We start from the raw sequence: 20,372 nt of genomic DNA, 5'->3' as shown, positions 1-20,372 counted from the left end.
AAACACGCCAGACAACCGAACCCGGTGCTGAATAAGGCAAAGCACAAGCCATTGGGCAGTTGAGCCATCGACTCTAGAAATCGATCTCAACGCCAGGCAGGTTCAATTCGCGCATCATGTCGCGCAATTCCTGCCGGGCCGCGATGTTCGAGATGTTCAGCTGTTTCACCCCGATATCCTTGAGGTCCAGCAGCGTCAGGCCGCGCGGAAACAACTCGCGAAAGATAACCCGTTCGGAAAAGCCCGAGGCGACGCGAAAGCCGATGCGCTGTGACAGCATCTCGATCGCGCGCTGCATCTTTTCCTTGTTGACCATGCGCTGGGTGCCGACCCGGTTGCGCACGACCACCCAGTCGATGGGCTTCAACCCGGCCTGCGCCCGCAACTGCCGCGCGTTCCAGACCATCTCGGAATACACCGACGGGCCAAGGATTTTCTCACCCTTTGAATCGATCCGCGCCAGCAGGTCGAAGTCGATGAAACTGTCGTTCAGCGGCGTAATCAGCGTATCGGCCAGCGAATGCGCCACCTGGCTGAGGCGGGTGTGCGAACCAGGGCAGTCGATCAGGATGAAATCGCTGTCGCTTTCCAGTTCAGCCACGGCGGCAGACAGGCGGTGGTCATAGATATTCTCGCCGGGCTTCAGCGTGCTGGCGTCGATCTCGGGCAGGTCGTGATGGCGCGGGCTGGGCAGCGCGAATTCGGCACCGTTCAGAAAGTTTCCGCGGTTCTCGAAATAGCGGCCAAGGCTGCGTTGGCGAAGGTCCAGGTCCAATGTGCTGACCTTGTGCCCCAGTCGCGCCAGTGCCGTTGCAACATGCATCGACACGGTCGATTTGCCTGCGCCGCCCTTTTCGTTTCCGACAACGATTATATGTGCCATGCTTGTCGTCCCAAGTCTTGCCGTGTTTGTCCACACGTTGTTGGGAGCCACTATATGTTGTGTCTGCGGGGAAGAAAAGAACCTCAGGCCGTGGTTTGGGCCTTTATCAGGCTCTAATTTGGAAAACTCTGATCTGTTCGCGGGTTAGGTCGGATTGCTTGCCAAACACGCCGGGCCGATTCACTGTCTGTTTAGAGGCCGGGCAAGAGGAGCGCGGGTTGGAGCACCTGTTTCTGAACGTTTTCAACGTGGTTTTGCCTGTGCTGATTTGCGCCGGGATCGGCTATGGGCTGGCACTGACGAAGGCCCCGTTTGACAACAAGGTGATCGGCGGGATCGTCTCGAAGGTTGGGTACCCGACGCTGATCATCTCGCACCTGACGGGCACCAAGCTGGATGTGGGGACGTTTCTGGACATGATGAGCGCCGCCGCGCTGGCCGTAGCGGGGTTTGGTGTTCTGGGGTTTGTCGCGCTCAGGGCGTTGCGCCTGCCGGTGCGGGCATTCCTGACGCCGTTGATGCACGGGAATGTGGGCAATATCGGTCTGCCGATCACTCTGCTGGCGCTGGGGGATGCAGGCATGGCCTACACGATGGCTTTCGTCGTTGTGGTGCTGATCAGCATCTTCACCTTCGGCATGTGGATCCCTGCCGGAGAATTCTCGCCCAGGAAACTCGCGACGTCGCCGATTATCTACGCCGTTGCGGCATCGCTGATACTGATGGCAACAGGGATCAGCCTGCCGCAGCCGGTTGCAAAGTCCTTTGATATTCTGGGCGGCCTGTCGATCCCGCTGATGCTGCTGACATTGGGTCACACGCTGGCAACCCTGCGGATCACCAGCCTTGGGCGCGCGGTTCTGCTGACTGGTCTGCATCTTGTGATGGCCGTGGGCATCGCCAGCGCGTTGGTCTGGCTGTTCGGCTTCACCGGAGCCGAACGCGGAGCGTTGATCCTGTGCTGCCTGATGCCGTCATCCGTGGCGACCTATCTGTTCATTGACCAGCATGTGCCTGAATACGGACCGGATGTGGCGGGATTCATTCTGGTGTCGACCTTGGCGACTATTTTTGTTCTGCCGCTTGCCTTGTCCTATTGGCTGTAAGCTCCGGCTGTTGTCGGTTTCGTGACTTGTATACCCCGGTCACCTGGCAGACGATGGCCCGGAGATTCCCCATCAAACACAAAAGGGTTCCGCATATGATCGGATACGTCACCATCGGTGTTTCCAACCTGGACAACGCCAAGCAGTTCTACACGTCGCTGTTTGCAGACAAAGACGCGCAAGTCCTGATCGATGCGGGCCGCATCGCTTTTATCGGCAACGATCCCACTGCACCGATGCTTGCCGTGTGCGAGCCTTATGATGGTAATGAGTGCGCCTCGGGTAATGGCAACATGGTATCCTTTCCGGCGGACAACAAAGAGGCAGTCTCAACCATGTATGAAAAGGCAATCAGCCTGGGTGCAACGGATGAGGGTGAACCGGGCCAGCGCGTGCCGGATCGCTTCTATGGGGCCTATGTGCGTGATCCTGATGGCAACAAACTATGTTTCTATGTCTTTGGGTAAAGACTTGAAGCACCGCAAACAAAAAAAGGCCGCCCCAAACGGGCGGCCTTTCGCATTCGGTAAAGGTATAGCTTAGAAGCCCAGGCCTTCGTATTTCTTCTTGAACTTCGACACGCGGCCACCGGTGTCCATCAGGCGCGACGAACCGCCGGTCCATGCGGGGTGCGAAGAAGGGTCGATTTCCAGAGCCAGCTGGTCGCCTTCGGCGCCCCAGGTGGATTTCATCTGAACCACGGTGCCATCGGTCATTTTGACGTTGATGACGTGATAATCGGGATGGATGTCTTTTTTCATCTTTCCGCTCCTTACGCCTCGGCGCCAGCCTTGGGCTTGTAGTTGGTAACCTCTGCGATACGCGCGGATTTACCACGGCGCGAGCGCAGGTAGTACAGTTTGGCGCGACGGACGCGGCCACGGCGGACAACGGTGATGCTGTCGATGTTGGTCGAGTGCAGCGGGAACACACGCTCCACGCCTTCGCCAAACGAGATTTTGCGAACGGTGAACGAACCGGCGATGCCGCTGCCACCTTTGCGCGCGATGCAGACGCCTTCGTAGTTCTGCACACGGGTACGCGACCCTTCGGTCACTTTAAAGCCGACACGGATGGTGTCTCCGGCTTTGAAATCGGGGATGTCTTTCCCCAGGGCGGCAATCTGTTCCGCCTCAAGCTGTGCGATCAGGTCCATCGCAGTTACTCCTATCTGCTCGTGGTTGGTCCACGAAGTTTGGGCACGGCCTGAGAGCTCTTGGTCTTCACCGGGTCCTGCTGTGCAGCCCGCCAGAGGTCAGATCGAATGTTCCTTTGGTCCGGTCCGCCCTGTCGCGCCGTGGCTGAAGAAAGCCGGGCGTCACGTCAGGATGCAAACCAAAACACCGGAGTCGCTGTTCGCGGCACCGGATTGCGCTGCTTTAGGGGGTTTGGGGGCAGGGATCAAGCCTAAATTGCAGGCGTCACCGGTGAGAATTCGCCACTTTGCAACTGCGCCGTTGCCTTGGCCCACGGTTCGGGCATTCTGAGGTCAATTGAATCGGGCATTCTGAGGTCAATTGAAAGAGCTGATTTAACAAAATCAGGACAGGGTAATGCGGGTTTCCGTCTTATTGGCACTATTGGGCGTTGCGTTGATGTCATGCGGGCGGCAAGGGCCGCCCCCGCAGGTGGTCGAGCCAACGCCGGGCGTGGATCGAACGGCCCCATCGGTGATCTACCCGGATTTCGGAGACGCCGATCCCCATGACTGGGAAGGTCGGCATCCCGGGCTGTACCCGGTGCACGGGCTTGACGTCTCGCGCTGGCAAGGCCCTATCGACTGGAGGCAGGCCAAGGCGTCGGGTGTCAGCTTTGTTTTCATGAAGGCAACCGAGGGTGGCGATGTCTTCGACCCAATGTTCGACGACCACCGGCGTGGCGCGCAGGCGGCGGGTGTGCCTTGGGGGGCGTATCATTATTACTACTTCTGCCGTTCTGCGCGGGAACAGGCGCGGTGGTTCATCAAGAACGTACCCAAAGGCGCGGACCTGCCACATGTGCTGGACATGGAATGGACGCCACATTCCAGAACCTGCACCCTGCGCCCCGATGGCGCGACCGTTCGGGCCGAGGCGCAGCGCTTTCTGGATATCCTCGAACGACACTATGGCCGCAGACCCATCCTTTATACGACGGTGGATTTCTACGACGACACCAATATCGGCCGCCTGCCAAAGACCGAGTTCTGGTTAAGATCCGTCGCCGGTCATCCCAGCAAGGTCTATCCGCGCTCGGTCTGGCGTTTCTGGCAGTATACGGGCACGGGTCTGGTGCCCGGCGTTCAGGGCCGGGTCGACATCAACGTCTTTCACGGAACGCCCGAGACCTGGGCGCTGTGGAAAGCCGCGACGCCTTAATAAATTAGCTGCGATCTTTGTCCTGCGAGTCCAGATATTCCTGCCAGATATCCGGGCGTCTTTCGCGGGTGATCTGTTCCGCCATCTGATGCCGCCAGTCCGCGATGCGACCATGGTGGCCGGACATCAGGACATCCGGAATCGGACGGCCATTCCAGTCTGACGGACGGGTGTATTGCGGATGCTCCAACAGGCCAGAGGAAAAGCTTTCCTCTTCCGTCGAGGCCTGATTGCCCAGAACGCCGGGGATCAGGCGCACGGTGGCGTCGATCAGGGCCTGCGCGGCAATCTCACCACCGGTCATCACGAAATCGCCCAGAGACACTTCCTGAACGCCGTAATGCTCTAGCACACGCTCATCCACGCCCTCGAATCGGCCGCACAGCAGGGTCATTCCGTCGCAGCGCGCGAAGGTCTGCATCATGCGCTGATCCATTCGACGCCCACGTGGGCTGAGATAGATCAGCGGCCAGTTGCCGCGAATGCCTGACATCGTGTGCTCGATTGCCGGGCCCAGCACGTCGGCGCGCAGGACCATGCCCGCGCCACCGCCCGCAGGTGTGTCATCGACATTGCGATGCTTGCCAATGCCGAACTGGCGCAAATCCACGGTTTCCAGCTGCCACAACCCTTCTTGCAGGGCTTTCCCGGTCAGGCTTTCGCCCAGTACGCCGGGAAAGGCTGAGGGGAACAGCGTGATGATCTTGGCCTTCCATACGCCGTGCAGATCCGGCGTGGGCGTCATCAGCTCTCGCGGTTTCAATGTCGGGCGGATGGCCTTGCGGCCGTGGGATTTCTTGGGTGTGTCGGTCATGTCTGGCCAGCCAATGCGGTCCGTGCGCTGCGAATAAGGGCCTTCTTCTGCGCGATCAGCGCGGTGTCGTCCAGCGAAGATCGGTTTAGCGTCAGCAATTCGGACAGCACGTCATGGGGCAGGCCCGCGTTGGATTTTGTGGGCGGCACCAACTTTGACGTCTTGTCATGAGGCAGGTTCAGAAAGTCTGCAAAGGGCGTGCCGGGGCCGAACCGGGTGTCCTGCAGGTCTTCCAGCCACCGCGTCTGCACGGTCACCTCTGGCAGTCTCTCCTGAATTCTGTCTGCGACGGTTAGCAAGCCGGGAAGGTGATCAAGCGCTTCGCAGAACCCATCGAAATCCTGAACAAGCCGCCTGCGTTGCAGATCATGCGCCCAAAGGCTGCGCAGCCATCCGGTTTTTTCACGAAGCGACAGGTAAACGGTGACGTCCACCTTGTCCCCCACCAACCGGCGGCGAATTGCGCTGACCAGCGTGGCCGCAAGTTCGGGCGTGGCCGCGTATCCTTCGGCGCTGTTTCTGCTGGGGCGCAGACCGGCGAAGTTCTCGTCGCTCAGCACAAGGCCGCGCCGCGTTCCGAAATCGATGTCGCCCAGAAATGCGTTCAACTGGTTGCCGAACGTGGCCAGCGTATCGTCCAGCCGATAGACTGAATGCCGCGTGGCCGCCGCCGCCAAACCCGATTTGCGTGTCTTATAGGGCAGCAGCAGCGAATAGTGCGGCCAGATCAGCGAGCGGTTTTCATAAAGAAAGGATTGCGCGGCGGTGGTGCCCGTCTTGTGCAAGCCAAGATGCAGCAGGACGCGCCGCATCAGATCAGACCTTCGGGCGGGTCCGCGACGATGCGGCCTTTGTCCAGATCAACCGTTGGCACGGCCTCAAGCGTGAAAGGCAGCAGAACGGTGGATTTCAGGCCCGGACCATGCAGTTCCAGCAGATCCGCAGCACCGTGGTTCTGAACGGATTTCACCCGCCCCAACAGTGTGCCGCCGGTGTCATAAACCTCAAGCCCGATCAGGTCGGCGTGATAAAACTCGTCATCCGGAAGCGAGGGCAACTGATCGCGCCGCGCAAACAGGCGCAGGCCCTTCAACTCGTCAGCCTGTTCCTTGGTCTCGACGCCACCCAGCCGGGCGGCAAAGCCGTTCTTGATGGTGCGGGTCAGGACCAGTGGGTAGCGTTCTTTGCCTGCTTCGTCGGTCAGGGGCGAATATGCCTCGATATCCGCAGGCTCGGCGCAATAGCTTTTCAGTCGCACTTCGCCGCGCACGCCGTATGATCCTGCAATGCTGCCGACGCAGATCAGGTCACTCATTGGTCACACCCGTCGTTACACATAGCCCGTTCTTCCACTGCCCAAGCCCGTCGCACGCCTCGCGTTGATTGCTGCGTTCAAAGAACACGCCGACAATAAAGGCGATCAGCAACAGGATGGGAAGGCGTAACAGACCGAACATTGCTTATCGTACCTCGATGGGAAGCGCGTCGTTGCGACTTTCCCAACCCACACGTTCCAGTTCTGGCGTGTCGGACAATTCTTCCGGCCAGCCGACACAGAAATAGCCGATCAGGCGCCAATCTTCGGGCACGTCCAGATCGCGCGCCATCCGGTCGGGATCAAGGATCGAGACCCAGCCCAGCCCCAGCCCCTCGGCCCGCAAGGCCAGCCAGAACAAAGTGACGGCAGACACGACGGAATAACGCCGCATCTCGGGCATAGAACCGGCACCCAGCCCAAGCCCTTTGTCCGTTGAATCGTCGCAGAAAACGGCCAGCTGAACTGGGGCCTCTTGCATCCCCGACAGTTTCAACTGGCTATAAAGTTGGGCTTTTTCGCCCGAATATCCACCCAGCGCCTGCGCGTTGGCGGTTTGGAAATTCTCAAGCGCCGCATTGCGCGCGGCCTGGCTTTCGACGCGGATCACGCGCCAGGGTTCGCTCAGCCCCACCGAGGGGGCCAGACGAAACGCGTCGAGGCAGCGCGTCAGCACTGCCTCGTCAACCGCGTCGGTGCGGAACCGGCGCACATCGCGCCGGAGCCGCATCAACAGATCGAACTGCGTGCGAAAATCATCGGTGAAAGTCTGATCCCGCACGAGCCCGCCTGCTTATTCTTCTGCAGCCGCTTCTTCAGCCGGTGCAGCAGCCGCTTCGGCCGCTTCAGCAGCCTTGGCCGCTTTTTCTTCGGCGCGTTCCTGAGCTTTCTTGCCAGGGGTACCCTTGTTGGGGTTGTTGCGCTCGGCCTTGTCGCGGGTGCCGGCTGCTTCCAGCATACGTGCGATACGGTCGGTGGGCTGTGCGCCCTGATCCAGCCAGTACTGGATGCGCTCCATGTTCATTTTCACGCGCTCTTCGCTGTCTTTCGGCAGCAGCGGGTTGTAGGTGCCCAGTTTCTCGATAAAACGGCCGTCGCGCGGCATGCGGCTGTCAGCAGCCACGATGCGGTAGAAGGGACGCTTTTTCGAGCCGCCGCGGGCGAGACGAATTTTCATTGCCATGGTGGTATCTCCTTTGAATGGCATCACGCCGAAGGCGTGTCTTTTGTTGAGCCGGCGCAGATGCCGGTTAGTTTTGATGTTTCTTATGGTGTCGGATGACTTCCTGAATGATGAAATTCAGAAAAGCCTTGGCGAAGTCGGGGTCCAGATCGGCCTCTTTCGCCAGGTCTTCGAGCCGTGCGATCTGCGCTGCCTCGCGCGAGGGATCGGACGGGGGAAGGTCGTGTGCGGCCTTGAGCTTGCCAACGGCCTGCGTGTGCTTGAACCGCTCGCCCAGCGTGTAGACAAGGATCGCGTCCAGCCTGTCGATGCTTTCGCGATGCTCTTTCAACAGCGTGGCAGCCTGTGTCACGGGGTTGGTCATTGGCCGGTCCTTTCGGTGGTCAAGTCAATCTGCAGGTGGCGCCAGATCTGGGCGCGTTTGCCCAATAGCTCGGCGTTTTCAATCTCCAGCGTCGCACCAAGCCGTTCGGCCAGCGCGCGCGAGCGGTCATTGGCATGGGCGATATAGCTGATCACGCCGTTCAGCCCCTGATGCCGCGCCGCATAATCGCGCGCAGCCGATGCGGCCTCGAACCCCAGCCCTTTGCCCTCGGCCTCGGCCATCAGGGTCCAGCCCAGCTCGGGCTCGGCCCAGCCGGGTACGTCGATCATACCGGCCCAGCCCACAAATGCGCCGCTGGTCTTCTCGGTCAGGTGCCATAGGCCAAAGCCCTTCAGCGCCCAGTGCCCCAAGCGGTTGGCCAGAGAATTCCAGCTTTCAAGCGCATCCTTGGGGCCGCCAACCATATGACTGCGCTCGGTTGCGAAGAACGTGGTCATCGCGGGCAAATCGTCCAAATGCGGCGCGCGCAGGATCAGGCGCTGGGTTTCAACGGTGGGGATGGTGAATGAGGTCATGCGTAGGCCTCCATCCCGCCGTCGCCATCGGTGGCGAGGTGGCGATACACCAAGGTCACACCGTCCGCTTCAACGATCTCGCGTTCCACAAAAGCGCCAAGCCGGTCTGCCAGACGTTGAGAGCGTTCATTCCCTTTGACGATAAAGCTCGCCAAAGTGTCCCAGCCGAGTTGCTCGAACGCAAAACCGCGCGCGGCGCTGGCGGCCTCAAACGCATAGCCGTGGCCCTCGCCTTCCTCGGTGAAGATGAAACCAAGCTCTGGCTCTGGGTCTTCCGGCTCGAAGCCGAGAACGACAAAGCCCAGCAGTTGACCGCCTGCCTTCGCTTCAACCGACCAAAGACCGTGGCCTCGCAGCGACCAGATGGCGACCATCTGAGCGAAATCATACCACGCATCCTCGCGCGACATGACTGCCAGGTACCGCGCGCGTGGGCTGGCCACGATCCGGGCATAGGTGTCGAAATCCGACAATTGTGGCGCGCGCAGAACCAGACGCTCGGTTTCGAGCGTCGGAATCGCGCCCGCCACGCGAGACGCCAATTCAGCCCCTTGAGCATTTGGCGGAGCTTCGAACCGGAAGGTCATGCGTAGGCCTCCGATCCGATTTGCCGCTCATCCGGGTGAGGGTGACGATAGACGACATCCTCGGGGTCCGGGCGCGCTGCGCTTGGGTCTTCACGTGCCCCAAGCCGTTTGGCCAGCGCAATTGAACGGGTGTTCGGCGCATCGATATAGCTGACCAAAGACGTCAGTCCGGTATTCTGAAACGCCCAGTCACGCGCGGCACAAGCTGCTTCGAATGCATAGCCCTTGCTTTCAAATCCGGGGAAAATACACCAGCCGATTTCGGTTTCCGGGAATTTAGGGGGTTTATTGATCCCGACCTGCCCAATGAATTCCCCGGTTTCCGTCAGATCGACCGCCCACGCGCCAAACCCGAGAAACTGCCAACTGGCCACGTCCGAACCCAGCATCGACCACAGGTCCTGCGCCGAGTACGGCCCATCCATGTACTTCGCCCAATCCGTCGCAAACAGCGCGGCCATCGGCTCGAAATCCTCAAGCCGGTGATGGCGCAATGTCAGGCGCGCAGTGGATATGGTGGGCGCGAGAGTCACTTACTTTTTCTTCCCGAATCCGCTGAGGCCCGAAGGCAGACCCATGCCGCCGCCCAGTCCGGGCAGGCCGCCGGGCATCTTACCACCCATCGCCTTGGCCGCCTGTTCCAGCGCCTTGGGGTCCATGCCTGCGGCCATATCCTCGGGCGAGGGGCCGCCTTTGCCGAACATGCCCTTCATGGCCTGTTTCAGCATCTTGCCTTTGCCCATCTTGCCCATCTTTTTCATCATGTCCGACATCTGCCGGTGCATCTTGAGCAGTTTGTTGAGGTCGCTGACCTCCATCCCCGAACCGGCTGCAATCCGTTTCTTGCGGCTTGCCTGCAGAAGCTGGGGATTGGCGCGTTCGCGTTTGGTCATGGATTGGATCATGGCGATCTGCTGGCGCAGGATCTTGTCGTCCAGACCAGCCTGATCCATCTGCTTGGCCATCTTGCCCATGCCCGGCATCATGCCCATCATGCCCTGCATGCCGCCCATCTGGATCATCTGTTCCAGCTGCATTTTCAGGTCGTTCATGTTGAACTGACCCTTGACCATGCGCTTCATCATGCGCTCGGTCTGTTCCATCTCCATCGTTTCCTGGGCCTTTTCGACCAGGGCCACGATGTCGCCCATGCCCAGAATACGTCCGGCGATCCGGTCCGGCTCGAAGGTCTCCAGCGCGTCCATCTTCTCGCCCAGACCGACAAAGCGGATCGGCTTGCCAGTGACCGCGCGCATCGACAGCGCCGCACCACCGCGCCCGTCACCGTCCATCCGGGTCAGGACCACGCCCGAGATACCGACCTTGGCGTCGAACTCCTCGGCCACTTCAACGGCGACCTGACCGGTCAGGCCGTCAACGACCAGCAGAGTCTCACGCGGATCGACCACATTGCGGACTTGTTCGACCTCGTCCATCAGGACTTCGTCGATATGCAGACGGCCCGCGGTGTCGAGCATGTAGACGTCGTACCCACCAAGTGTCGCCTGCTGCTTTGCCCGTTTGGCGATATCGACCGGAGATTGGCCCGGCACGATCGGCAACGTATCCACACCAACCTGCGTGCCCAGCACCGCCAGCTGATCCATCGCCGCCGGGCGATAGACGTCGAGCGAGGCCATCAGGACCTTTTTGCCCTCTTTCTCTTTCAGGCGTTTTGCCAGCTTACCGGTGGTGGTAGTCTTGCCCGAGCCCTGCAGACCGACCATCAGGATCGGGGCAGGCGGGTTGTCGATCTTGAGCTTGCCGGGGTCTTCCTCGCCGCGCAGGGTATCGACCAGCGCGTCATGCACGATCTTGACGACCTGCTGGCCGGGGGTGATCGACTTGGTCACCGCCTGACCGGTCGCCTGTTCCTGCACCTTCTTGACGAAGGCGCGAGCCACCGGCAGCGAGACGTCAGCCTCAAGCAGCGCGACCCGGACCTCACGCAGGGCGGTCTTGACGTCTTCTTCGGACAGGGCACCCTGTTTGGTCAGCCGATCAAAGACGCCAGAGAGGCGTTCGGATAGATTTTCAAACATGCCTTCGGCCTCCTTCGCCGGTTGTCTCTTGGCGTGTCCTAAATAGGATGCGCCGGTTAAATGCACAAACGCCCCCTCCCACAGAATTATACGTGGGGGTAATGCCAAATGGCATTGCCCCCACGGGCGAAACTCGCTGGTGGGGGGCGATCCCTGAACGACTCAAGGGACCGGAAGGATGGTTTCTTCCGGATGTTTGCGCGTCGTCTACGCGCCTGAAGGCACCGAGTCAAGACAGGCGCTTTGTATGGAACCCCCTGTGGTGTAGCGTCGGCAAGCAGGACGCAAGGGTCGGAGGGTGAAGGTGAGCGGTACATTTCCACAGCGGACCACCGACTACGTGGGCCCGGTGACAAATACGGATATCTGGCCCGATTTCCGGATACGCCCTGACGATCTGTTTGTCTGCACGCCGCCCAAATGCGGAACCACCTGGACGCAGACACTGGTGCGAATGCTGATTACCGAACAGGCCGATCCGTCGATCTATGACAACAAGGTCTCGCCCTGGCTGGATTGCGCTTTTCGCGACCGGGTCGCGCAGGCCAATTCACTGGAAGTTCAGGACCACAGGCGCTGCATCAAAACGCATACACCGCTGGATGGCATCACCTATTCGCCGGATGCCCAGTATCTGGTGGTTCATCGTCATCCGGTCGATGTGCATTTTTCGCTGCGTAGCCATGTCGAGAACATGACCGAAGACTGGCTGGACTATCTGTTTCCCGACGACCTGTCCGAAGCGTTTGCGATGTTTCTGGACCGCCCGGCCTCGACCAAAGGGACCGATGATCTGACGCTGGCCTCGTTCGTGCATCACTTCCGGTCTTTCTGGGATTATCGCGACCTGCCCAATATTCATTTCCTGCACTATGCCGAGCTAAGCCGCGACTTGCCGGGACAGGTCAGGCGATTGGCCGGGATCATGGGAATGAACATCGACGACCGCATGGTGGCCGGGATTTCGCAAGCGGGAAGCTTCGGGTCGATGAAAGACAATGCCAGACGCCTGTCGCAGACGCCGGGGTTTACCAGCGTTTTTCGCGATTTCGCGCAGTTTTTCTCGTCAGGCACCAGCAACAAGTGGGAAGGTAAGCTGACCGAGGCCGAGATGGCGCGATATGACGCCCGGATGGCCGGCATGGTCACCCCGGCTTAGCGGATGTGGCTGGAACATGGTCGGGCCGTGTAACCCTCAGGCCTGTTCCCGATCTGGTTTCTGATCGCCAGCGGGCAGCCAATCGTTGATCGCATCCACCAATCCGTGCGCTCCGCGTCCGCTTGAGAATGCCTCGACGATGGGATGCCGCCCTGCGCTCATACCCTTGTCGAGTATCAGGACCGGGCGATAGAGGGTCGACGATCCTTTGGTGCTGCGCGACACCGAGCTTTCGATCTCGGCATGGGACAGGTCTGACAGCGCATGCTCGACCGCGTCATAGCCAAAGACCGACTGCCTGCGGATCACGATGCTGCCCTTTTTGCGGTCCAGTATGACCTGAACGCGCCGGACAAAGGTGCAGAACGCGCCGAACCCCAATCCTCCTCCAAAGAGTGCAAAGAAAAGACCGAACAGAATGCCTTCGCCACCTTCGCTGACCATGAACAGACCTGCGCCGACAAAGGCGAGGATAAAGAAGACCAGCGTGATGCCGATGAACCATGGCGTGTATGTCAGGATCAATTGGTCCTGGGTATTGCGCGACACTTTCATGGCGGCACGCTAACACTGAATTCTGGCACTGTCGTGGCTTGAATTTCCATCTTTGTTGCGCGATGAGCGCATCAGACAGGAGGTCACGATGGACGCATCATCCGCTTTTCAGGACACGCTGCCGCTCAGTTCCGACGCCTTGTTGGCGCAACTGGACGATTGGGGGCTGGTTTACCGGCTGCACACTCATCCTCCGCTGCGCACGGTCGAAGAGTCGAAGGCCGTCGAGGATCAGTTCATGGTGCCCGGAGAGAACGCGCTGCGCCTTAAGAACCTGTATCTGCGCGACAAGAAAAAGCGCAACTATCTGGTGACGCTGGAACAAAGCCGCGAGATCGATCTGAAAGCATTGGGGGCAGAGCTGGGTGTGGGCAACCTGTCGTTCGGCTCGGCAGACCGGCTGTTGCAGAACCTTGGTATCCGGCCCGGCGCGGTTAGCCCGCTGGCGATGATCAAAGGGGTTCAGAATGATGTGCGCTTTTTCATGGATGCCGCTGCACGGCAGGCCGATGTGATCTACATGCATCCGCTGGTCAATGACCGGACGGTTGCGATGTCGCGGGATGATCTGATGGCGTTTTTCGACAAGATCGGCTGTCAGGTGACGTGGCTGCCCTGACTGAACGCGCGCCTTTCAGGCGCACGTGCCTCCGGCGGAGGTATTTTTGAACAGAAGAAGGGGCGGGCGCTTTAGTCCGCGGGCAGCGCCTGTTTCAGGGCGGCGGCCACATGGGCGGCTGAGGGGTTGATGAACAGATGCCCGTCTGCCTCGAATACCGGGTCGTCCAGATGGTTGGGGAAGGCCAGTGGCAGTTCGGTGCAGGCCAGCAGAATAGCGGTGCCGGGTGTTGCGTGGCGGTTGCAGAAGGCCAGCAAACGGGCGTGCGCGGTCCCGGACGCGCCGCCATAAAAATCGCTGTCGATCATGGCCTGCATCTCGTCGACGTCCGGATCCGGCAGTCGGACGTTTGCGGTGACGCCTTCGACTGCCAGCCTTTCGGCATAGTTGGTCGCTTGCATGGTCACGGTTGTTCCCAGCACCAGCGCATGTGATGCGCCGGTTTTTGCGGTGGCTTCGGCAGTGGCATCGAAGATGCTGAGGATGGGCATCGAAACACCCTGACGGATCGCGTGCAGGCGGGCATGGGGCGTGTTCGACGCAATGATGCCGAAATCACACCCTGCGTTTTCAAGGGTCAGCAGCGCGTCGCGGAAGACCGCGTCGAACTCTGCCCAGCTTTCTTCGTTTCCGGCCACACCGCGCAGCGCCCGTGTTCTGGCTTGCGTCACCGACTCGATCGTCATCGGCGGTACGGGCAGGGGCGAGCCATGGCCGCGCGCGGCAAAATATCGGCCCGCCCCTTCGGCGATGGCTCTGTAGTAGTCGACGGTCGAGGCCCAGCCGACTCCGCCCAGAATTCCGATCTTTTTCATGATTGAATGTCCAACCCGCAAAATACCTGTTTTGCAGATTGGACATTTCTGGTCGCGAAGGCCAGTGCCGGTTTAGGCGGCCAGTTCGGATACGGCCTTATGCGCATTCTGCACTGATGCGTCAGGGTCGATGGCCAATTGGTCCGCGGCGACGACGTCCACATCGTGAATTCCGATAAAGCCCAGAACATGCTTTGCGTAGCCAGACGCGTAGTCGATCTCGGACCCCACGGCGGTGCCGCCCGAGGCGATGGCCAGAACGGCGCGTTTGCCTTCCAGCAGGCCTTTGGGGCCGTTTTCGGTGTAGGAAAAGGTTAGACCCACGCGGGCAACAAGGTCGATCCACGCCTTGAATGCGGCGGGTACGGAAAAGTTGTAGATCGGAAGGCCAATGACGATGGTGTCGGCCTGCTGAAGCTCGTTCACAAGCTCGTCCGAAAGGGCCAGTTGATCCCGTTGAACCGCGTCGCGCTGATCTGCCGGGGTAAAGTTCGCGGCAATCCAGTCTTCGGTCAGCAGCGGCAGGGGCGAGGCCAGATCACGGCGAATGATGCGCCCGGCACCCAGATGTTTGACGACACGGTCTGACAGATCGCGGGTTGCCGATCCGGTGCGGCGGGCCGAGGCGTCGATGTGGAGAATGGTTTTGGTCATTTCTGCAGTCCTTCGATCAGGGGTGATGTGGTCTGGGCTCAATATGATTGTTGCGCTGGCGAACAAAAGTCGGATACATCAACAGTGTCTGTTAGAAATTGCACAAAGATAGCTTTGCCATGGATAATTGGGATGAAGTGAGAACCGCATATCAGGTCGCGCGGATGGGAACCGTCAGCGGCGCGGCCGAGGTTTTGGGCGTGCACCATGCAACCGTGATCCGCCATATCGACGCGATCGAGGCGCGGTTGGGTGTGAAACTGTTCCAGCGTCACGCGCGGGGATATACGCCAACCGAGGCGGGTGAAGACCTGTTGCGCGTGGCGCAGGCGACCGAGGATCAGTTCAACCAGCTTGTGGGTCGAATGAAGGGCCGGGGCGACGATGTCTCGGGCGAGTTGGTGGTGACCTCGCTGGCGTCGCTGGTGCCGTTGGTTGTGCCCACTCTCAGCGAGTTCCAAAAGGCCCACCCGGGGTTGATCGTGCGCTATCTGACCGGGGACCGCCTGTTTCGCCTTGAATATGGCGAGGCGCATGTTGCCATTCGCGCCGGGTCAGCGCCGGATCAGCCGGACAATGTTGTGCAGCCCTTCGTGACACAGGACGTGGGCTTGTTTGCCAGCAAGGATTACGTCGCCCGCCGGGGCAAGCCGCAAAGTGTCAAGGATTTCCCCAAACACGCCTTTGTTGGAAATGATGACGAAAACAGCCGCGCGCCGTTTTCGCAATGGCTGCGGGCCAACGCCCCGGCCGAGGCGCTGACATTCAGGTGCTCGAACAACTTCACCGTGGCCGAGGCCGTTCGGGCCGGGGCCGGGATCGGGTTCATGGCCCGATGGGAGGCTGCCAGATACCCGGATCTTGAGGAAGTGATGGACAGCCTGCCCGAATGGTCGGGCAAACTGTGGCTGGTCACCCATGTCGATCTGCACCGCACGACCAAGGTGCAGGCGTTCCTGTCCTTCCTGAAGGAACAGTCGCGGACCTGGCTGCCATGACGCCGCAAGCCCGTGGCCATCTGGCCATGTTGTGCTTTTCGGCGCTGGTAGCAGGCAGCTTCTCGCTGGGGTCGATGATCGCGAATGAGATCGCCCCAGCTGCGTTGAACGCGGTGCGCTTTGCGATTGCGGCGGTAGTAATTGGGATTGCTGCCTATGCCACGACCGGTGTGCCACGTTCCGCCACGCAGGCCCCGTGGCGCTATTTGGTTCTGGGCGGTCTGTTCGCCACCTATTTTGTCCTGATGTTCTACGGTCTGCAGACCGCTCCGCCGGTTAGTGCTGCCGCCGTGTTCACGCTGACGCCGGTCGTCTCGGCCATTGCTGGGTGGGTGTTGCTGCGGCAGGTCACAACCCCGCGGATGGCTTTGGCCCTGTCCGTCGGGGCGGTCGGCGCATTGTGGGTGATTTTTCGCGCCGACTGGCAGTTGTTCCGGGCTTTCCAGATCGGGGTGGGTGAGGTCATCTATTTCGTGGGCTGCGTCGCCCACGCAATCTATACACCCATGGTCCGCAAGCTGAACCGGGGCGAACCGGCGGTTGTGTTCACCTTCGGCACTCTGCTGGCCGGGTGCGTCCTGCTGACGGCCTTCGGCTGGTCGGATATAATCAGCACCAATTGGTCCAACCTGCCGAGCATCGTCTGGATCGGGCTGCTGTACCTGTCCTTCTTTGCAACGGCAGCCAGCTTTGTTCTGGTCCAGTTTGCGGCGCTGAGGCTGCCCTCGGCCAAAGTCATGGCGTATACCTATTTGGTGCCCAGTTGGGTCATCCTGTGGGAGATTGCGTTGGGCAACGGTGTGCCGACCGGGCTGATCGTGGTGGGCATTGCCTTGACAGTTCTGGCCCTTCTCTTGCTGCTGAAAGAGGAAGTCCCCGAGCCGGCATCCCTTCGCCGCAGTGCAGATTGACGCTTGTGTTCCCATCAGCTTCTGGCAGCATCCTATCGGCCAAAACGAAAACGAGGGCAGGGGAATGAAGCCATTTCTAACGGGCGCAGTTTTGATCGCACTGGGCGCTTGTACGCAAGGCAACTTGCAGGGCTCCGGCGACGAGACATCGCTGCAAGCCAGTTGCGAGGCGCTGGTCTCTGCCGAAAGCGGCACGCGTATTGATGACGTCAAGGCGCAGGAAACGCGGCCCGACCCACGGGGTTCCGTAACAGAGGTTACCGTTGCCGGGCAAAGCCGCCCATGGACGTGTTCGGCGGACCCAACAGGCGTCATTTACAGCGTCATACCCGGCTGATTGCGGTGCGGCTGTGTTGTTCGCCAAGAGGGCGAACAGCCCCTCCGTTGAGGCAGATCAAGGCTGAAACCGGGCATGTCTTCTATACTTTCCACAAGGAAGAGGAGGACGAAATGTTCAGTCACATCATGATCCCCGTCGATCTTCACTTGCCGCCCGAAGTGCAAAAAGCCGTTGCTGTGGCGGGTGAGATGGCCAAATGGCAAAACGCACGTGTGACCCTGGTCAGCGTGACTGGTACCCAACCCGGTGATGTCACCGCATCGGACGCCTCTATCGCCAAGGACCTTGCGGCTTTGGCAGATGACCTTTCGGCCAAAAGCGGTGCAGAGGTCGGCACTAAGAACATCCATTCAGTCGATGTTGCGGTCGAAGTTGATGGGGATCTGACGCGTGCAGCCGAAGAGATTGGCGCCGATCTGATCGTTGTGGGTACACACGCGCCTCGGATCACGGACTATATCTTCTCAAGCCATGCCGGGTATCTGGCGAAACACGCCAAAGTGTCCGTGTTTGTCGTCAGGTAGGCGAGTCATCCGCGCCATCCGTCGCGGGCAGTTCGACCTCAAGAAACCGCTCGAACGCGTCCAGGTTCACCGGCTCGAACTGTCCGAACCCCTGCATCCAGACCGAAGCCGTCCGCAGGGCGTCGGGCTCCAGCTTGCACCACTTCACCCGCCCGCGCTTTTCCTGAGAGATCAGCCCGGCCTTGGTCAGAATGACCAGGTGTTTCGAGATCGCGGCCAGCGACATCTCGAACGGTTCGGCCACGTCGGTGACGGCCATGTCATCCTCAAGCAACATCGCAAGGATGGTGCGCCGGGTCGGGTCAGCCAGGGCGGCGAATACGGTGTCGAGGTCGTCGGACATGATCCCGCTGAACCACAGCGCCGGAGTTTGGTCAACCATTTGGTTGAATATGTGGATTCAGGGTGATTTCGTATTGCCCACCTTTTGATTTGCGATTTACCTGCACCTTCCCAGCAGAAATACCGAATGAAAACAGGAGTTTATCCTGCGGCAATTCGGGCGCTCAACACCGTTGACTCTGTGCCCTGCGCCCCTTAGCACCTAGCCCCAAGACTGTGCGAGGAAAACGCCCGTGACCGATGACGACCAAAAGCAGCGTATGGCGCAGCTGGAGGCTAAGATCGACGCGGCGAAAAAGGCGAAACAGCCCAAGCCTCGTGCGGATGCTGACGTGTCCGGGGGCGAGCTTGCCTGGAGGATGGTCATCGAAATGGTATCCGGTCTGGGGATCGGATTTGGCATCGGATACGGGCTGGACAGCCTGTTCGGGACGATCCCGATCTTTCTGGTGCTGTTCACATTGCTGGGCCTTGTCGCGGGCGTGAAGGTTATGCTCCGCAGCGCGAAAGAGGTTCAAGAGAAACAAGCGGCGGCTGAGGCGGCCGAGAAGGACGAGAGGGACTGAACGTGGCAACTGAGACCACCGCAGCAGAAGGCAGCAGCCTGGTTTTCCACCCGATGGATCAGTTCATCGTTAAGCCGTTGTTCGGTGACGGTGCGGTGGGCATGTTCACGATCACCAACGTGACGCTGTGGCTGTTCCTTGCGATCGTGGCCATCATTCTGCTGCTGATCGTGCCGACCTCGAAGCGCGCGATTGTTCCGACCCGGATGCAGTCGGTCGCAGAACTGGCCTATGGCTTCATCTACAAGATGCTGGAAGACATCTGCGGCAAGGAAGGCGTCAAGTACTTCCCCTATGTGATGACTCTGTTCATGTTCATCGTCTGCGCGAACTTCCTGGGCATGATCCCCATGTCCTTCACCACAACGTCGCATTTCGCCGTGACCATCCCGCTGGCGCTGTCGGTCTTCCTGACCGTGACCGTGCTGGGCTTTGTCAAGAACGGCGCAGGCTTCCTGAGCCTGTTCTGGGTGTCCAGCGCCCCGCTGGCGCTGCGTCCCATTCTGGCGATCATCGAGCTGATCTCGTACTTCGTGCGCCCGGTCAGCCACTCCATTCGTCTTGCTGGTAACGTCATGGCAGGCCACGCTGTTATCAAGGTGTTCGCAGGCTTTGCCGCGATTGCCGCGATTTCGCCCGTGTCCGTTCTGGCGATCACCGCAATGTATGGCCTTGAGGTCCTCGTGTCCTTCATTCAGGCCTACGTTTTCACCATTCTGACCTGTGTTTACCTGAAGGACGCTCTGCATCCGCATCACTAAAGATGGGTGAAATCACCCATCCTACGCAGGAACGATAACCCAACATCGAAACTTCCAATTCGTAAGGAGATACATCATGGAAGGCGATCTCGCACACATCGGCGCAGGCCTGGCAGCAATCGGTTCCGGCGCAGCCGCAATCGGGGTGGGCAACGTTGCAGGCAACTTCCTGGCCGGCGCCCTGCGCAACCCTTCGGCGGCTGCTTCGCAGACCGCAACCCTGTTCATCGGTATCGCGTTCGCAGAAGCCCTGGGGATCTTCGCATTCCTGGTCTCGCTGCTGCTGATGTTCGCCGTATAATCTGCGGAACCTGATCCTTACGCGCAGGTGGGCCCAAGCCATAGCGGCCCACCTGTTGTAAAGACAAGTTTCCGACGGAGGATATCATGGCGACTGAACCCATTACTAAAGAGGTAGCCGGCTCGTGCGTCGACTCCTATGGCTCTGCCATCGGGATGCCACAGCTCTGCTTCGATTGGTTCCCCAACCAGATTTTCTGGCTGGTCATTACGCTGGTCGTCATCTTTCTGGTCCTGTCCCGCGTGGCCTTGCCGCGCATCGCGGCAATCCTGGCTGAACGTCAGGGGACCATTACAAATGACCTGGCTGCGGCCGAAGATCTGAAGGCCAAGGCGGTCGAGGCTGAAGAGGCCTATAACAAGGCGCTGGCCGATGCCCGTTCTGAGGCACAGCGTATCGCAGCGGAAGCCCGCGCCGAAATCCAGGCTGGTCTGGATGACGCGATTGCCAAGGCGGACGCGGAAATCGCTGCAAAGGCGGCTGAATCGGAAAAGGCAATTGCCGACATCCGTGCCGGTGCGCTGGAAAGCATTCAAGTGGTTGCCAAGGATACGGCGGCTGAACTGGTCACAGCACTGGGCGGCGAGGCGGATGCCAAAGCCATCGACGGTGCCGTAGATGCGCAGATGAAAGGATAAGT

At 59.9% G+C, this 20,372-nt stretch carries 31 protein-coding genes; 13 read left to right on the top strand and 18 right to left on the bottom strand.

Translation table 11 applies throughout. The features are described from left to right. Positions 1–73 precede the first annotated feature (73 nt). Positions 74–883: a division plane positioning ATPase MipZ gene (locus ACR0KX_RS16755; RefSeq protein ID WP_170454769.1), complete on the bottom strand. Its 810-nt coding sequence runs from the start codon at positions 881–883 to the stop codon at positions 74–76. 218 nt (positions 884–1,101) lie between these two features. Between ACR0KX_RS16755 and ACR0KX_RS16750 the strand changes: the two genes are divergently transcribed. Continuing rightward, the gene (locus ACR0KX_RS16750; protein ID WP_170624294.1) at positions 1,102–1,989 is read left to right on the top strand and encodes an AEC family transporter; all 888 of its coding nucleotides are present in this window, start codon (positions 1,102–1,104) and stop codon (positions 1,987–1,989) included. A gap of 26 nt (positions 1,990–2,015) precedes the next feature. Further along, positions 2,016–2,456 (top strand): VOC family protein, encoded by a 441-nt coding sequence (locus ACR0KX_RS16745; protein WP_480708610.1) that lies wholly within the window; start codon positions 2,016–2,018, stop codon positions 2,454–2,456. A 72-nt stretch (positions 2,457–2,528) separates the two neighbouring features. On the opposite strand, the gene rpmE is transcribed toward ACR0KX_RS16745, so the two are convergent. Both rpmE and rplS read right to left on the bottom strand, forming a co-directional pair. Next, positions 2,529–2,750 (bottom strand): 50S ribosomal protein L31, encoded by a 222-nt coding sequence (rpmE, locus tag ACR0KX_RS16740; protein WP_170454763.1) that lies wholly within the window; start codon positions 2,748–2,750, stop codon positions 2,529–2,531. An 11-nt stretch (positions 2,751–2,761) separates the two neighbouring features. Further along, positions 2,762–3,145, bottom strand: coding sequence for a 50S ribosomal protein L19 (rplS, locus tag ACR0KX_RS16735; RefSeq protein ID WP_170328369.1), 384 nt, complete (start codon positions 3,143–3,145; stop codon positions 2,762–2,764). 397 nt (positions 3,146–3,542) lie between these two features. On the opposite strand from rplS, the gene ACR0KX_RS16730 reads away from it, so the two are divergent. Beyond that, positions 3,543–4,346: a glycoside hydrolase family 25 protein gene (locus ACR0KX_RS16730; protein WP_170624290.1), complete on the top strand. Its 804-nt coding sequence runs from the start codon at positions 3,543–3,545 to the stop codon at positions 4,344–4,346. A gap of 4 nt (positions 4,347–4,350) precedes the next feature. Here the strand turns inward: ACR0KX_RS16730 and trmD are convergent, their stop codons facing one another. The 11 genes from trmD to ffh form a co-directional block, all read right to left on the bottom strand. Continuing rightward, positions 4,351–5,160, bottom strand: coding sequence for a tRNA (guanosine(37)-N1)-methyltransferase TrmD (gene trmD, locus ACR0KX_RS16725; RefSeq protein ID WP_170454759.1), 810 nt, complete (start codon positions 5,158–5,160; stop codon positions 4,351–4,353). Next, complete coding sequence (locus ACR0KX_RS16720) at positions 5,157–5,972, bottom strand: hypothetical protein (protein WP_170624288.1); 816 nt, start codon at positions 5,970–5,972, stop codon at positions 5,157–5,159. Before ACR0KX_RS16720 ends, trmD begins: the two co-directional genes overlap by 4 nt. Next, a complete protein-coding gene (gene rimM, locus ACR0KX_RS16715; protein WP_170624286.1) occupies positions 5,972–6,475 on the bottom strand; it encodes a ribosome maturation factor RimM in 504 nt (167 codons plus the stop codon). Before rimM ends, ACR0KX_RS16720 begins: the two co-directional genes overlap by 1 nt. Continuing rightward, positions 6,468–6,617: a hypothetical protein gene (locus tag ACR0KX_RS16710; protein ID WP_170454753.1), complete on the bottom strand. Its 150-nt coding sequence runs from the start codon at positions 6,615–6,617 to the stop codon at positions 6,468–6,470. The genes rimM and ACR0KX_RS16710 overlap by 8 nt, the downstream gene beginning before the upstream one ends. Positions 6,618–6,620: 3 nt before the next feature. Next, positions 6,621–7,256, bottom strand: coding sequence for a 5,6-dimethylbenzimidazole synthase (gene bluB, locus ACR0KX_RS16705; protein ID WP_170520183.1), 636 nt, complete (start codon positions 7,254–7,256; stop codon positions 6,621–6,623). Between the two features lie 12 nt (positions 7,257–7,268). Further along, positions 7,269–7,658 (bottom strand): 30S ribosomal protein S16, encoded by a 390-nt coding sequence (gene rpsP, locus ACR0KX_RS16700; protein ID WP_170350323.1) that lies wholly within the window; start codon positions 7,656–7,658, stop codon positions 7,269–7,271. 67 nt (positions 7,659–7,725) lie between these two features. Beyond that, a complete protein-coding gene (locus ACR0KX_RS16695; RefSeq protein ID WP_074737903.1) occupies positions 7,726–8,022 on the bottom strand; it encodes a chorismate mutase in 297 nt (98 codons plus the stop codon). Next, positions 8,019–8,558, bottom strand: a complete 540-nt coding sequence (locus ACR0KX_RS16690; RefSeq protein ID WP_170624284.1) for a GNAT family N-acetyltransferase — start codon at positions 8,556–8,558, stop codon at positions 8,019–8,021. The genes ACR0KX_RS16695 and ACR0KX_RS16690 overlap by 4 nt, the downstream gene beginning before the upstream one ends. Next, positions 8,555–9,145: a GNAT family N-acetyltransferase gene (locus ACR0KX_RS16685; RefSeq protein ID WP_170624283.1), complete on the bottom strand. Its 591-nt coding sequence runs from the start codon at positions 9,143–9,145 to the stop codon at positions 8,555–8,557. Before ACR0KX_RS16685 ends, ACR0KX_RS16690 begins: the two co-directional genes overlap by 4 nt. Beyond that, the gene (locus ACR0KX_RS16680) at positions 9,142–9,678 is read right to left on the bottom strand and encodes a GNAT family N-acetyltransferase (RefSeq protein WP_170624280.1); all 537 of its coding nucleotides are present in this window, start codon (positions 9,676–9,678) and stop codon (positions 9,142–9,144) included. The genes ACR0KX_RS16685 and ACR0KX_RS16680 overlap by 4 nt, the downstream gene beginning before the upstream one ends. Beyond that, positions 9,679–11,187 (bottom strand): signal recognition particle protein, encoded by a 1,509-nt coding sequence (gene ffh / locus ACR0KX_RS16675; protein ID WP_170624278.1) that lies wholly within the window; start codon positions 11,185–11,187, stop codon positions 9,679–9,681. Between the two features lie 304 nt (positions 11,188–11,491). Here ffh and ACR0KX_RS16670 point away from each other — a divergent pair, with 304 nt between their 5' ends. Then, complete coding sequence (locus ACR0KX_RS16670) at positions 11,492–12,346, top strand: sulfotransferase domain-containing protein (protein ID WP_480708609.1); 855 nt, start codon at positions 11,492–11,494, stop codon at positions 12,344–12,346. A 36-nt stretch (positions 12,347–12,382) separates the two neighbouring features. On the opposite strand, the gene ACR0KX_RS16665 is transcribed toward ACR0KX_RS16670, so the two are convergent. After that, positions 12,383–12,901 (bottom strand): hypothetical protein, encoded by a 519-nt coding sequence (locus ACR0KX_RS16665; protein ID WP_170624274.1) that lies wholly within the window; start codon positions 12,899–12,901, stop codon positions 12,383–12,385. Positions 12,902–12,989: 88 nt separating this feature from the next. On the opposite strand from ACR0KX_RS16665, the gene ACR0KX_RS16660 reads away from it, so the two are divergent. After that, positions 12,990–13,520 (top strand): prolyl-tRNA synthetase associated domain-containing protein, encoded by a 531-nt coding sequence (locus ACR0KX_RS16660; protein ID WP_170624272.1) that lies wholly within the window; start codon positions 12,990–12,992, stop codon positions 13,518–13,520. Between the two features lie 71 nt (positions 13,521–13,591). Here the strand turns inward: ACR0KX_RS16660 and ACR0KX_RS16655 are convergent, their stop codons facing one another. Then, positions 13,592–14,335, bottom strand: a complete 744-nt coding sequence (locus tag ACR0KX_RS16655) for an aspartate/glutamate racemase family protein (RefSeq protein ID WP_170454735.1) — start codon at positions 14,333–14,335, stop codon at positions 13,592–13,594. 72 nt (positions 14,336–14,407) lie between these two features. Then, the gene (locus ACR0KX_RS16650; RefSeq protein ID WP_170454733.1) at positions 14,408–14,989 is read right to left on the bottom strand and encodes an NAD(P)H-dependent oxidoreductase; all 582 of its coding nucleotides are present in this window, start codon (positions 14,987–14,989) and stop codon (positions 14,408–14,410) included. 119 nt (positions 14,990–15,108) lie between these two features. On the opposite strand from ACR0KX_RS16650, the gene ACR0KX_RS16645 reads away from it, so the two are divergent. The 4 genes from ACR0KX_RS16645 (at position 15,109) to ACR0KX_RS16630 (ending at position 17,762) form a co-directional block, all read left to right on the top strand. Next, complete coding sequence (locus tag ACR0KX_RS16645) at positions 15,109–15,987, top strand: LysR family transcriptional regulator (protein ID WP_170624270.1); 879 nt, start codon at positions 15,109–15,111, stop codon at positions 15,985–15,987. Further along, positions 15,984–16,898: a DMT family transporter gene (locus tag ACR0KX_RS16640; protein WP_170454729.1), complete on the top strand. Its 915-nt coding sequence runs from the start codon at positions 15,984–15,986 to the stop codon at positions 16,896–16,898. Before ACR0KX_RS16645 ends, ACR0KX_RS16640 begins: the two co-directional genes overlap by 4 nt. A 64-nt stretch (positions 16,899–16,962) precedes the next feature. Beyond that, positions 16,963–17,235 (top strand): hypothetical protein, encoded by a 273-nt coding sequence (locus ACR0KX_RS16635; protein ID WP_170454726.1) that lies wholly within the window; start codon positions 16,963–16,965, stop codon positions 17,233–17,235. 113 nt (positions 17,236–17,348) lie between these two features. Beyond that, the gene (locus tag ACR0KX_RS16630) at positions 17,349–17,762 is read left to right on the top strand and encodes a universal stress protein (protein ID WP_170454724.1); all 414 of its coding nucleotides are present in this window, start codon (positions 17,349–17,351) and stop codon (positions 17,760–17,762) included. Here ACR0KX_RS16630 and ACR0KX_RS16625 read toward each other — a convergent pair. Next, positions 17,755–18,105, bottom strand: a complete 351-nt coding sequence (locus tag ACR0KX_RS16625) for a metalloregulator ArsR/SmtB family transcription factor (RefSeq protein WP_170520223.1) — start codon at positions 18,103–18,105, stop codon at positions 17,755–17,757. The two genes, ACR0KX_RS16630 and ACR0KX_RS16625, sit on opposite strands and share 8 nt — an antisense overlap. 232 nt (positions 18,106–18,337) lie before the next feature. Between ACR0KX_RS16625 and ACR0KX_RS16620 the strand changes: the two genes are divergently transcribed. The 4 genes from ACR0KX_RS16620 (at position 18,338) to ACR0KX_RS16605 (ending at position 20,370) form a co-directional block, all read left to right on the top strand. Continuing rightward, complete coding sequence (locus tag ACR0KX_RS16620; protein ID WP_170454720.1) at positions 18,338–18,670, top strand: AtpZ/AtpI family protein; 333 nt, start codon at positions 18,338–18,340, stop codon at positions 18,668–18,670. A 2-nt stretch (positions 18,671–18,672) separates the two neighbouring features. After that, positions 18,673–19,431 (top strand): F0F1 ATP synthase subunit A, encoded by a 759-nt coding sequence (locus tag ACR0KX_RS16615; protein ID WP_170454719.1) that lies wholly within the window; start codon positions 18,673–18,675, stop codon positions 19,429–19,431. Between the two features lie 76 nt (positions 19,432–19,507). Continuing rightward, positions 19,508–19,732 carry a F0F1 ATP synthase subunit C gene (locus tag ACR0KX_RS16610; protein WP_005981269.1) on the top strand — a complete coding sequence of 75 codons (225 nt, stop codon included), beginning with the start codon at positions 19,508–19,510 and terminating at the stop codon, positions 19,730–19,732. 86 nt (positions 19,733–19,818) lie between these two features. Beyond that, complete coding sequence (locus ACR0KX_RS16605) at positions 19,819–20,370, top strand: F0F1 ATP synthase subunit B' (RefSeq protein ID WP_170454717.1); 552 nt, start codon at positions 19,819–19,821, stop codon at positions 20,368–20,370. Positions 20,371–20,372 lie beyond the last annotated feature (2 nt).

This window comes from Ruegeria sp. BG5, from assembly GCF_056538425.1.
Note: the sequence above shows the minus strand (reverse complement) of the source record. Positions and strands in the feature narration are given on the sequence as shown.